11 protein-coding genes are annotated in these 11,223 nt (G+C 48.4%); 3 read left to right on the top strand and 8 right to left on the bottom strand.

Annotated features, from left to right (window positions below; genetic code table 11):
• Positions 1-60: 60 nt before the first annotated feature.
• The 7 genes from nhaB to DESAL_RS17865 all read right to left on the bottom strand — a co-directional run bounded on the left by nhaB (position 61) and on the right by DESAL_RS17865 (position 7,588).
• On the bottom strand, positions 61-1,551 hold the full coding sequence (gene nhaB, locus DESAL_RS17895) for a sodium/proton antiporter NhaB (protein WP_015853372.1): 1,491 nt from the start codon (positions 1,549-1,551) through the stop codon (positions 61-63).
• A gap of 49 nt (positions 1,552-1,600) precedes the next feature.
• A complete protein-coding gene (locus DESAL_RS17890) occupies positions 1,601-3,040 on the bottom strand; it encodes a transferase (protein WP_015853371.1) in 1,440 nt (479 codons plus the stop codon).
• A gap of 140 nt (positions 3,041-3,180) precedes the next feature.
• Positions 3,181-4,650, bottom strand: a complete 1,470-nt coding sequence (locus tag DESAL_RS17885) for an SLC13 family permease (protein ID WP_015853370.1) — start codon at positions 4,648-4,650, stop codon at positions 3,181-3,183.
• A gap of 18 nt (positions 4,651-4,668) precedes the next feature.
• Positions 4,669-5,223 (bottom strand): CBS domain-containing protein, encoded by a 555-nt coding sequence (locus DESAL_RS17880; RefSeq protein ID WP_015853369.1) that lies wholly within the window; start codon positions 5,221-5,223, stop codon positions 4,669-4,671.
• 41 nt (positions 5,224-5,264) lie between these two features.
• Complete coding sequence (locus DESAL_RS17875; protein WP_015853368.1) at positions 5,265-5,627, bottom strand: response regulator; 363 nt, start codon at positions 5,625-5,627, stop codon at positions 5,265-5,267.
• 257 nt (positions 5,628-5,884) lie between these two features.
• The gene (locus DESAL_RS17870; RefSeq protein ID WP_015853367.1) at positions 5,885-6,220 is read right to left on the bottom strand and encodes a NifB/NifX family molybdenum-iron cluster-binding protein; all 336 of its coding nucleotides are present in this window, start codon (positions 6,218-6,220) and stop codon (positions 5,885-5,887) included.
• Between the two features lie 3 nt (positions 6,221-6,223).
• Positions 6,224-7,588 carry a sigma-54 interaction domain-containing protein gene (locus tag DESAL_RS17865; protein WP_015853366.1) on the bottom strand — a complete coding sequence of 455 codons (1,365 nt, stop codon included), beginning with the start codon at positions 7,586-7,588 and terminating at the stop codon, positions 6,224-6,226.
• Between the two features lie 203 nt (positions 7,589-7,791).
• Here DESAL_RS17865 and DESAL_RS17860 point away from each other — a divergent pair, with 203 nt between their 5' ends.
• The 3 genes from DESAL_RS17860 to DESAL_RS17850 all read left to right on the top strand — a co-directional run bounded on the left by DESAL_RS17860 (position 7,792) and on the right by DESAL_RS17850 (position 10,206).
• Entirely contained in the window at positions 7,792-8,775 is a 984-nt protein-coding gene (locus DESAL_RS17860) for a glycosyltransferase (protein WP_015853365.1), read from the top strand.
• 173 nt (positions 8,776-8,948) lie between these two features.
• Positions 8,949-9,779, top strand: a complete 831-nt coding sequence (locus DESAL_RS17855; protein WP_015853364.1) for a TatD family hydrolase — start codon at positions 8,949-8,951, stop codon at positions 9,777-9,779.
• 1 nt (position 9,780) lies between these two features.
• Positions 9,781-10,206: an N-acetyltransferase gene (locus DESAL_RS17850; RefSeq protein WP_015853363.1), complete on the top strand. Its 426-nt coding sequence runs from the start codon at positions 9,781-9,783 to the stop codon at positions 10,204-10,206.
• Between the two features lie 12 nt (positions 10,207-10,218).
• Here the strand turns inward: DESAL_RS17850 and DESAL_RS17845 are convergent, their stop codons facing one another.
• Complete coding sequence (locus DESAL_RS17845) at positions 10,219-11,220, bottom strand: sensor domain-containing diguanylate cyclase (protein WP_015853362.1); 1,002 nt, start codon at positions 11,218-11,220, stop codon at positions 10,219-10,221.
• Positions 11,221-11,223 lie beyond the last annotated feature (3 nt).

Here is an 11,223-nt window from a genome sequence, read left to right as displayed (position 1 = left end):
AAAAAGCCCCTGCCGAGCAATCGGCAGGGGCTTTAATTTTGTGCTGTGTAAGAGCAGTTCCTACAGGAAGTACCAGGTCGCGGCGAGGCCGGTAATGGACATGGTAATAGTGTAGGGGAATGCCATCTTAACCATCTGGCCGTATGAGAGCCTGATGAGCGGAGCAATGGCGGAAGTCAGCAGGAACAGGAAAGCTGCCTGTCCGTTAGGAGTTGCAACACTGGGGATGTTAGTACCGGTGTTGATTGCAACTGCGAGCAGGTCGAACTGTTCACGGCCGATAACGCCGTTCTGGAATGCTTTCAGGGTTTCAGACACATATACTGTTGCAACAAATACGTTGTCTGAAATCATGGAGAGTACGCCGTTAGCGATGTAGTAGGCAGCAAGCTGAACTTTACCTTCAAGGCCGAGCACGTAATGAATGATCGGGGCAAAGAGGTGCTGTTCGTGAATAACACCTACAACAGCGAAGAAAACAACCAGCAGTGCGGTAAAGGGCAGAGCCTCTTCAAAAGCGTGTCCGATCTGGTGTTCTTCAGTGATACCGTTAAGTGCGGTAAGCACAACAATAACGGTCAGACCGATAAGACCTACTTCCGCAATGTGGAATGCCAGAGCGAGAACGAGGAATATAGCCGCGCAAGCCTGAGTGAACAGAGCTGCTTTTTTCTTGAGGCTCATTTCTTCGTCGTTCTTGCGGTCTTCCTCTTCGAGGATTTCACGCACGTTCTGGGGCAGCTGGTAGCCGTATCCGAAGATACCGGTTACTTCCAGCATGATACAGGTCACAAGGCCTACAGCAAGTACAGGCATGGAGACAGGAGCTACTCTAAAGAAGAACTCCATGAATTCCCAACCCATGGTCTTACCGATGAGCAGGTTCTGAGGTTCTCCTACGATGGTACAAACACCACCGAGAGCGGTACCGACTGCACCGTGCATCATCAGGTTTCTGAGGAAGCCACGGAATTCACTGAGATTGTTTACGCATTCTCCGCGAAGCATGGAGTCGTCTGTCAGGGAGCATTTACCTGTGGATGCAAAGCGGTGGTAGATTCCGTAGAATCCATAAGCAACAGCGATAATTACAGCAGTAACGGTAAGTGCATCAAGGAATGCGGACAGGACGGCACCTGAAAGGGAGAAGAGCAGTGAAATCACGATCTTCGATTTAACGCGGGTAATGATTTTAGTGAAAGCATACTGGAGCATGTCTTTCATAAAATGGATACCTGCAACCATGAACATCAGCAGCAGAATTACCGGGAAGTTCAGTACTGTCTCATTATAGACTGTTTCGGGTGAAGCCAGCCCGAGAGCGATAGCTTCAACCGCAAGCAGACCACCTGCAGGGAGGGGGTAACACTTGAGAGCCATGGCCAGAGTAAAAATGAACTGTCCGATCAGCACCCAACCGGTGATGAACGGGCCGGCTACAGCCATGAGAATCGGGTTTAAAATTAAAAATCCGATAATAGTGAGTTTGTACCAGTCGGGCGAATTACCTAGCAGGTTCTTCTGCAACGCCTGTGACATTGTTTTGGGCACGGGTTACTCCTTTTGCCTTTTGTGTGGAACCTAGTGATCTATGGTTTCTTTAAAGATCACTGGGGACCAGCGGGTCGATTGTCAGTTCCGGATAGAGTCCCTGCAATTCTCCTTCAGGATAAGGCTGAAGGATATTGAAGGAGATATCTTGAGTTTGCTGGGAATGGCCCGCGGTTTCTTCGGTACCATCCCAGAACGCACCGTTAGCTTCGAGAATATGTTCGATACGGTGCCGGAATCCATCAACAAATTTAGCTCCGATGCCTTCAAAGGTCATGTTTCCGAGACGGAACTGTCCTTTGAGTGCAGCGAAGTCAGAAAGAGGAATCGAGTGCATTTCGAGATCTTCTTGTTTGCTGATATAGCCCCAAACGAGATAGTTGTCAGGTATTTTAATGGGTTCTTCCGCATCTATAATTGTGTGCGGCATTAATATGGTTCCTGCTCCTACTTCGATTCTAGCATCCTCTTTTCCATTGAGGAAAGAGTTAAAGCCTACGAAGGAACGCTTACCCATACGGGTATATATTACCTTACCGCCATGCGGGGTAACAACTTCGCCATCGTAAACAGAATTGATAATGTAGCAGTTTTCCTGAGCGTTGGCTCCGGGGCCGAGAGTTGAGTTCTCAATGTATGACCGCTGGGCTACGAGAACATTTTTGTCTACTTTGCAGTCGCCTTTCAGTACTGCGTATGGGCTTACTGATGCTCCTTCAGGAACGTCAATGGTAAGCTCAGGCTTAACCGAAGAGTAGATAGGAACAAAGTCTTCTTTGCGGTCATCAAAGAAGTCCATGAGAATCCCTTTCGGCCTGTTGTTCTCCATACGGATGTACTTGGAGAGGATCTCTTCGGGGTATTGGTAGTTGAATTCAAATGCGCCGTCCGCCTTGACCCATACACGCCCGGCTTTAATGCGTTTGTGGGAAAGTTCTCCGGCCTGAACGTAGGAGTATGCTCCTACTGCGCAGTCGTGGCAGATTGAAAGGTCAACTGAGGAGAAAGGCTCAAGGAAACAGCCTTCCACGGAAGTACCGTGAATATTTGCGTAATGCAGAGACACGGTGTTTGAAATTTTGAAACACTCAAGGTTTTCAGGGTCGTGGGAGTTGTTGTGCACGAGAGTTTTCATCAGAAAACTGTCGCGGATCTTAATGACTTCGTCATCACGGAGCTTGATCTTCTGACCGTTGACTTCTACCTCGCTACCTTTTCTCTTCAGCTCATCACCACGGATATCACTCTTATAGAGGATGGAGTGGTTAACTTTACATTTGCCGAGGAAGTAGGTCCCGCCGATGCTGGAGTGGCGGAAGTTGAACATAAGCGGGTGGTTGTTGGTCAGAGAGTAAAAAGCGTAGTAAAGCGCGAAGCTGTCTTCGGGGATAAGGCCTTTGATGTAGGGCCCCACATCCACAAGCGGCTCGCGCAGGTTAACGTTTACTCGGTTGACAATATGGTCAATAAGCTTATTCAGCTGTTTCATAAATCCTTCTCGCTTTTTGTTGAGCACCGGAAGTCGTAGGCGGAAACCGGCAACAGGGTTTGCACAAGTCGGACGGTTCCGGCACGCCTTGCCAGAACCGTCCTGCCCTATGTTTAATAGTCCCTTATAACTCTATATTGCTAACCCGGCAAGGTCACGGGCATGCCCATGATGGGCCAGATGAACTTGACGAAGATGCCGGTTACAATCATGAGCAGAATACTTGCGGGGATACCGTACATGAAGAATTCCCCGGTGGTGAACTGCTTGGAGTCGTATGCGATTGCGTTGGGAGCCGCACCTACCAGCAGGAGGAAAGGCATACCGGCAACAACCAATGCTGCGAAGAGAATAACTTCCGGTGCTACGCCGAGGTAAGGCGCGATAACGAGTGCTACCGGGAGCGAGATCGCGATTGCCGCCACGTTCATGATGAAGTTGGTCATCATCATTACGAAGAAAGCGATGGACATGATGAAAACAAATCCGCTTGAATCCTGGAAGAGTACCAGCCAGTTAACCGCCATCCACTTAGCAGCGCCGGTATCCCAGAGGCAGAAACCGATGGACATTGCACCCGCGAAGAGAAGGATGATGTTCCAGGGAATGTCTTCAAGGTCGTTGATGTCCAGAATTTTGAAGACAAAGAAGGATATGGACGAGAGCAAGATGATGGAGGTCTTGTCGATAGCCTTCAGTTCAGGAATAAAGGAGCGCAGGCTCATTACCAGGATTACACCACCGACAAGAACAGCAGCCAGCTTTTCATCACGGGAAAGCGGACCCATCTGCTTGTTGAGTTCTCTGGCTTTTTCACGAAGACCGGGAATAACGTCTTTTTCAGGCTTCAGGAAGATCATGAAGAAGCCCCAAAGCAGGAAGACCATAGCCCAGCCGATGGGAGCCATGTAGTAAGTCAGCTCGAAGAAAGTGATGTCTTTACCAAGAATCTGGTTGTAGAAACCGATGGCAACAGCACCGCGAGCCGCACCCAGCAGGGTTACGATAGAACCGGCGCCGGCAACAAAAGCCATACCTATGAACAGACCCTTACCGAACTTAGTGGGCTTATCCCCTTCGCCGTAAAGGGAGTAGATTGCCAGCAGCAGCGGGTAGACAGTCGCAGCAACAGCGGTGTGAGCCATGATATGGGTCAGCAAGGCAGTTACAACGAATACGCCTAGGTAGATGCGGCTGGTCTTTTCACCGACGACCATGAGCATCTTGTAGGCCAGACGCTTGGTCAGTCCGGTTTTGGTGAATACAAGTCCGATCATGATGGAAGCAAAGATAAACAGGACGGAGGGGTCCATGAAATCTTTGAATGCCACCTTGGGAGGACGAATGAAGAACATTGCCTGGAGTACGCCGATAGCCAGAGAGGTTACGCCGATGGGGACAACTTCAAATACCCACCATGTGCCTGCCAGCAGGAAAACGCCGATAGCGCCTTTAGCTTCTTTACTTAAAACAAAATGCTGCCCGCCGGGGTCAACTGCATCGGGCCATGCCGGGCAGTAATAGACAATAGCGAACAGGGCAATGCCCAGCAGCATAAAAAACAGCCTCTTGAAATCAAATCCGGGCTTGGTTGCAACTTCAGCAGTCATTATCTCAGCTCCTTACAATTAGGCTGTTTCAATCTCGCAGGCGAGAATTGCTTTTCTGATGTTTTCAAAGATGTCCCCAAGGCGCAGAACCCCGGTTACATTGCCGTCTTTTTGTACCAAGATAGGCTGATGAAGGCCGAGTACAAATGAATGCAGAGCTTTATCTATGCTGTCATCTTCGTTGATCATCTCACTCAGATGCGGGGTGTGCATCAGGTCTGCCACTTTAAGTGCTGCACATTTCTGGCAAAGAGTGCTCATCGGTTCAGACCAGAGGTTGAAGTCGGTATAAACTTTTTGAACATACTCTTTGCTCAAGGCACCTTGATGCCCATTGTTTTCCATCTTGAAGTAGCTTGGCTCCATAGATTTAAAAATGTCGAGCATAGTTACTTTTCCGATAATTTTACCATTTTCGTCTTCGACCAGCAGGTCGCGATGCGGATGTGAAAGGCCTTTTTCTTCGCTTTGTATGACCAGTTGTGCCATCGCTTCGTGAAGAGTGGTGTCCTTTTTCACCCGGCAGTATTCATCTGCTGGAATCATCAGGTCTTTTGCTTTGAAATTTTTCACGTTTTCCCCCTATTTAGGTTGCCCGGACAGAGTTTGAGCGCTTAGTTCTCAGGTGCGCAGAATCTGCGCAAAGTCTTGATTAGCGCGGCAATATCCACCGGAACTGAAATTTCAGCACATGCCCCCAGATTCATTGCTTCAATGGAAAGCGGAATCTTATTGTGCCGATTGATTAAAACAACTTTCAAATCAGGAACAATCGAAGAAATGTCCTCCATGAATTTCAAAGAACTACGTCCGAATTCAGACAGGCCCAGCACGATGCCGTCCAGTTTGTTCTCGCGGATGAATTCTTTTGCCTCGTCCAGGTTACCGGATTCTGCGACATTCAGGCCTTCACTCCTGAGTCGCAGTACAAGGTGTTCACGAAATTCCGAGTCCTTCTCAACAATCATTATTTTCATGTTTTAGAATGTTGTCTTTGCTACTGACCGGGAATTCGGTCTTTGCAGCACCCAGCATTCTAAAGCACTCGTTATGCCAGATAAAATAATTCCATGTATAACAGAGTTTTAAGCTTGTAGAAAGAATTTTTGTTTCTTTTTGTTGAAACAAAATGAATTATTGTGAAAACTTTCTCAAGAAACAAAATGAAACAAATAGAAACAAAACAGGAAAGTATGATAAAATGAAGGAAGGTTTATAGGGGGTTAAGGAGGGGCTATTTACGGTAAAAATTATCGCCGCAGGACAGCTTCCCGTCTTTGTAAGCTTGAAGGACGTGTTTTACAGGACCGATGACATCGTCGAGAACTTCAATCCCTTTCCATTTGAGGTACTGGTAATGCTCGTCATCAATTCCGCCGCATACCACCGCATCTGTGTTGTCGGAGGTTGCAAGGGCACAGAGGTCATCTGCGGAAGCCTGTGGTAAAACAATAATACGTTCGCTGAGTTCTCCGCCGGATTTGACTTTGACCAGCAGTACATCAGTGGCAAGATCGAAGCGGGGAGCGACCTCGTCGTTATGTAAAGGGATCATGATCTTGTGTGACATAATTTATCCGGTGATGGAGTGTTTCTTCATCTTGCGCCAGAGGGTGGCGCGGGACCAGCCAAGCCGTGAGGCGGCCTCGCCTTTACGTCCTCCGCATTTGAGCAGAGTGTCCATGATCATTTGCTTTTCAGCATCATCCCAGTTCTGGGCAGATGAGTATTCCAAAGGAGCGGTTCGTTCCTGCGCTGCATGGGCGGACTCAGTGACAGGCCGCAGTATATCCTGCTCGGTCAGATAGGCGGGCAGGTGTGCAGATCCGATTAAGTCCCGGTCGCAGAAGTTAACAGCGTATTCCACGATATTGCTAAGTTCGCGCACGTTACCGGGGTATCTGTAAGCAGATAAAATTTTGGCTGATTTTTTGGAAAAACCTTTAATCTTCTTGTTGAATTTGTTGCAGTATTCCATCAGGAAATGGTTCTTGAGCAACAAAATATCGTCGCCGCGTTCCCGCAGGGGCGGCAGATGCAGATGGACTACATTTAGCCTGAAGAGCAGGTCGGCACGGAATGTCTTTTCATGAACCATCTTTTTGAGGTCCCGGTGGGTGGCGACAATTACCCGTACATCAGCATTAAAGCCACGAGAGCTTCCAAGCGGGTGGATGACCTTATCATCCAGAAAAGAAAGCAGTTTTACCTGCAAAGGTAGGGGCAGGTCGCCTATCTCCGTCAAAAAGAATGAACCGTTATGGGCCAGTTTGATGCGTCCGGGGCGGTCTTCATTTGCTCCGGTGTAAGCTCCTTTAACGTGCCCGAATAATTCAGATTCGAGCAGGGTTTCGGGCAGAGCGCCACAGTTTACTTTAATAAACGGAGCACCTGCACGATCCGAGGCATTGTGGATGGCTTCGGCAAGTACGTCTTTACCTGTCCCGGTCTCCCCGGTGATCAATACTGATGAGTCCGTGGCAGCAATGGATGGAACCATGCTGAAAATTTTCACCATTTCCGGGCTGGTGCCGATCAATCCGCCAAGTGAGTAGGCTTTACTGGCTGTGCTGCTAAGTTCTGCAACCTGCCTGATATCCTGAATGGTTTCTATGTATCCGGAAATGACATTGTCGCTGTTAACGATAGGTGAAATATTGAGTCGGATGGGTACCTTGGTCCTTGTGCGATCAATGATATCCGCATCCACTGATACTGTTTGGAAATCTGCTTTGTCGGCCATAACCGGGCAGCCTTTGAAACAGTAGTCGCAACGAAGTCCAAGGTAGCATTTCAAACCCTGCATGGCGTCAGGATCAGCCCCGGTGATGGTCTGCCATGCGCGGTTGACCAGTTTGACCCTGCCCTCGATATCCAGCACGGCAATACCGATAGGAACCTCGTTTAAAAGGTCCGGGAGCTTGAATTGCTGACCCATCAGGCCGCTGATTATATATTGAGCTTCGTTTGACACGTGAATTTAATAACATGAATGGTTTTGATGCGCTATGCGCTTTTTTATGCCTTCCCCAAACCCCGCCTCTCTCTTTCAAAGACGTTTGAATAGGGCTTTGCTCCTTTGGTTAGGATAGTTGTTGTTTGGTTGGATCAGTTGTATGTTCCGTCCAAGGAAACAAAATTATGAAAACATATATATTCATACCTCCGGTTCGTAAGCCTACCGGTGGAATCACCGTTTTTTGCCAGATTGCTTCAATCCTCGCCCGCCACGGTAAGGATGTTCAGCTTGTTATGCGTGAGAAAGGAAGCTGGATGCCGCAGATTGCAGAAGGGTATCCTGACCCTGTTCATTGGGATGAAGTCAAACTTACTACAGATGATCTCTGGCTGGTGCCTGAGGGGTGGGTGAACAGTCTCGCTCCGGGATTGAACGCCGGGGCTCGCTGTGTGGTTTACTGTCAGAACTGGGCGTATCTGTTTTCATCTTTGCCGGAGGGCGTTTCGTGGACTAATCTGCCTGTTTCATTTCTGGCGGTCTCCCATCCAGTTGAATGGTTCATGCAGCAGACCGTGGGCAAAGTTTCGCCAATCTTGAGGCCGGGTATTGATACAAATCTTTTTTATCCTCCAGAAAAGAAGTCCGGTGGGAAAATTAAAATCGCGTACATGCCGCGTAAGAATAAGGCTCTTGTGAGCCAGATTAAATCTATTTTTGAATCCCGCAATCCCGGGGCTGAAGTTCGTTGGGTGGAGATTGCCGGAATGGATGCACAGGGGGTGGCTGATGCTTTGCGTTCCTGTCATATTTTTCTTGTTTCCGGTTTTCCGGAAGGTTGTCCGCTTCCCCCTCTGGAGTCTTTAGCATCCGGTTGTATTCCCGTTGGATTTTCCGGTTTCGGCGGCTGGGATTACATGCGCCAGATAGAAGGTGCGACTTTCAAACCTTGGTGGCCGCTGCGCGAAGTGCCGTGGTCCGGCAACGGATTCTGGTCAGCTGATGCGGACGTGCTTGATGCAGCTTTCAACCTTGAAAAAGCTATTATCCTCTGGCGCGAGGGCGGCTCTATCCTTGACAGTGCTCTTGAAGCAGGGCAACAGACCATCCGTTCATACACCATGGAAGAGCAGGAAAAGACCGTTCTGGATATCTGGGACAATTTTTAAGAATTTTTTATTCGTGTAATCTGTGATTTGTTCCTCTCAGGTACATCCTTTCGCGAAAATTCAAATCCCCTACTAAAAGGTTTTGAAGAGTTCAGAGAAACTTTTGCAAAAGTTTCTCTGGCCGCCGGAGGCGAAATCTTTTCAAAAAAGCGCCTAGCGCATCAGATAATAAAATGGCTAAGAAAAAAAAGAAAAACAGAGCATTGCCCCAGAGCGTGGGTATAAATATTCCGGGCGTGGAAACCCATGCCCATCTGGATCAGGACGATTATCGTGAAGACCTGCCGGAAGTTATGGCCCGGGCCAAAGAAAGCGGTGTCGGCAAAATCGGCAATGTCTTTTTGGGACCGCAGGCTTACCATGATAACAAAGGACTTTTTGCGGATTACCCGGAAGTGTTCTTTTTGCTGGGTGTACACCCGAATGACTCCGGCAAGTTTGTGGAAGAAGATATTGATGCCATGCGTGAGGCTTTCAAGGCTGATCCGCGTTTGAAGGCAGTCGGTGAGATCGGGCTTGATTTTTACTGGGACCGAGTGCCTTACGATGTACAGGAAGATGTGTTTCGCAAGCAGCTTCAGCTGGCTGAAGAGCTGGATTTTCCGGTGGTTATCCATAGCCGGGATGCTCATGAGCGGACCCTTGAGGTTCTGGAAGATTTCGGTTGGTCCGGCAAACCGTTGCTCTGGCATTGCTTCGGCGGTGAAGCGGAAACCGCAAAGCGCATTATTGATCACGGCTGGTACATTTCCATCCCCGGTCCTGTTACCTACAAAAAGAATGAGATTGCGCAGGAAGCGGTTAGGTCTATCCCCGTAGAACGTATGGTGCTGGAAACTGATTGCCCGTATCTGACTCCTGAACCTTGGCGCGGTAAGCGTAACGAGCCTGCATTTGTTGTCTTCACTGCTGCCAAGGTAGCGGAATTGAAGGGTATGGAAGTGAACGAGCTTTGGAAGATTTGTTCAGATAACGCGCACGAATTCTTCGGCTTAGAGGAATAGGATGATCAGAAAGGCTTTGCCCGAAGAGTATGGTCTTTTAAGCAGTTTGTGGCTTGAAGCATCAATCAAGGCTCATTATTTCGTTCCCGCTGAGTTCTGGGAAAGCAATGTAGATGCCATGCGCAATGAATACCTGCCTGCCGCAGAGACATTGGTAATTGAAAAAGATGGCGATATTGCGGGCTTTATCAGCCTTATTGGTGAAACCGTTGCCGCCCTTTTTATTTCTGTAGATAAACAGGGTGCGGGACTTGGCTCTCAGCTTCTGCAACATGCAAAAGATGAGCATGAAAACCTTAATCTTTGCGTCTATAAAGAGAACGGACCGTCTGTTTCGTTCTACACAAAACATGGCTTCACGATAGTTGAAGATCGTGTTGACGAGCATACCGGACGAGTAGAAATTTTAATGGACTGGCAGCGTTAAGCTGTCAGTCTTTTATCTTGCCACTACCCGGTTACGTCCGGATTCCTTGGCGCAGTAGAGCCTTTTATCCGCAATATTCAGTAATGCATCGGCTGACGGTTCCTGACATTCTTCAACAGAAGCAATACCGCAGCTGGCAGTGATCTTTATTTTTCCTTCCGGCGCGGAAATCGTTGCATCTTCACAGGCTGCCCTGATCCTTTCCGCTACAATTTCAGCTTCTCTTTTTTCTGAACCGGGCATGAGAATAACAAATTCCTCTCCGCCGTAGCGACAGGGGATATCCACTCCCTGACGGCTGTTTTCGTGCAGGATATGTCCCACGGAACGTAGAACTGCATCTCCGGTTGCATGTCCGTATGTATCGTTAACGTTCTTGAAATTGTCCACATCGATCATGATTACGGAAAGCGGACCGCCACGGCGTTTAAAGCGTTGGATTTCCTCGCGCATCCTGATGAAAAGATAGCGGCGCATATACAGTCCGGTAAGGCTGTCTTCTATGGTCTGGCGAAAAAGCCTTGAATTTTCGATGGAGATTGCAGCTACTGTTGAAATGATTCCCAACTGAAAGAGTTCGGAAATATCCCATTGCTGCTCCTTGGCGCGGTAAAGAGTCACAAAGCCTCTTATGCGGTCACGGGAACCTACCAGCGGTACGCAGAGGCATGTTTTGTCTGTGTCGCAGCATTCTGAAGGCAGGGGGTAGATTGAGTCATCGCAGACCGGCCGGACTACAGGCTTCAAAGATTGAGCAGCCTCTTCCATTGCTTTTGTCAGAGGAATTTCTTCATCGATTATGAATCTGCGCCTTTGCAGTGAAGCGGCGATTCCTTTGAGTTGATCGTACTCATCATACATCATCAGGGTTGCGTCCTGACAGTTGCCCAGATCACAGAAAGCTTCCAGAACACGGTCTACAAGTATATCCGGATCAACTTCCATCGCTAGAAGGCGGGTTGCGAAATTTACAGTCAGCAAGGTCGAATCAAAATCGAATTTATCAATGGACATATT

It is taken from the genome of Maridesulfovibrio salexigens DSM 2638, assembly GCF_000023445.1.
In the GTDB taxonomy this organism is placed as follows: Bacteria; Desulfobacterota; Desulfovibrionia; order Desulfovibrionales; family Desulfovibrionaceae; genus Maridesulfovibrio; species Maridesulfovibrio salexigens.
This window is presented reverse-complemented; position numbering and strand designations above follow the sequence as displayed.

Excerpts from the sequence above, each read along its gene's own strand:
- DESAL_RS17850 (WP_015853363.1), top strand. The coding sequence starts at position 9,781 with ATGATCAGAAAGGCTTTGCCCGAAGAGTATGGTCTTTTAAGCAGTTTG.
- DESAL_RS17870 (WP_015853367.1), bottom strand. The coding sequence starts at position 6,220 with ATGTCACACAAGATCATGATCCCTTTACATAACGACGAGGTCGCTCCC.
- DESAL_RS17855 (WP_015853364.1), top strand. The coding sequence starts at position 8,949 with ATGGCTAAGAAAAAAAAGAAAAACAGAGCATTGCCCCAGAGCGTGGGT.
- DESAL_RS17865 (WP_015853366.1), bottom strand. The coding sequence starts at position 7,588 with ATGGGTCAGCAATTCAAGCTCCCGGACCTTTTAAACGAGGTTCCTATC.
- DESAL_RS17860 (WP_015853365.1), top strand. The coding sequence starts at position 7,792 with ATGAAAACATATATATTCATACCTCCGGTTCGTAAGCCTACCGGTGGA.
- DESAL_RS17890 (WP_015853371.1), bottom strand. The coding sequence starts at position 3,040 with ATGAAACAGCTGAATAAGCTTATTGACCATATTGTCAACCGAGTAAAC.
- DESAL_RS17875 (WP_015853368.1), bottom strand. The coding sequence starts at position 5,627 with ATGAAAATAATGATTGTTGAGAAGGACTCGGAATTTCGTGAACACCTT.
- DESAL_RS17885 (WP_015853370.1), bottom strand. The coding sequence starts at position 4,650 with ATGACTGCTGAAGTTGCAACCAAGCCCGGATTTGATTTCAAGAGGCTG.
- DESAL_RS17845 (WP_015853362.1), bottom strand. The coding sequence starts at position 11,220 with ATGTCCATTGATAAATTCGATTTTGATTCGACCTTGCTGACTGTAAAT.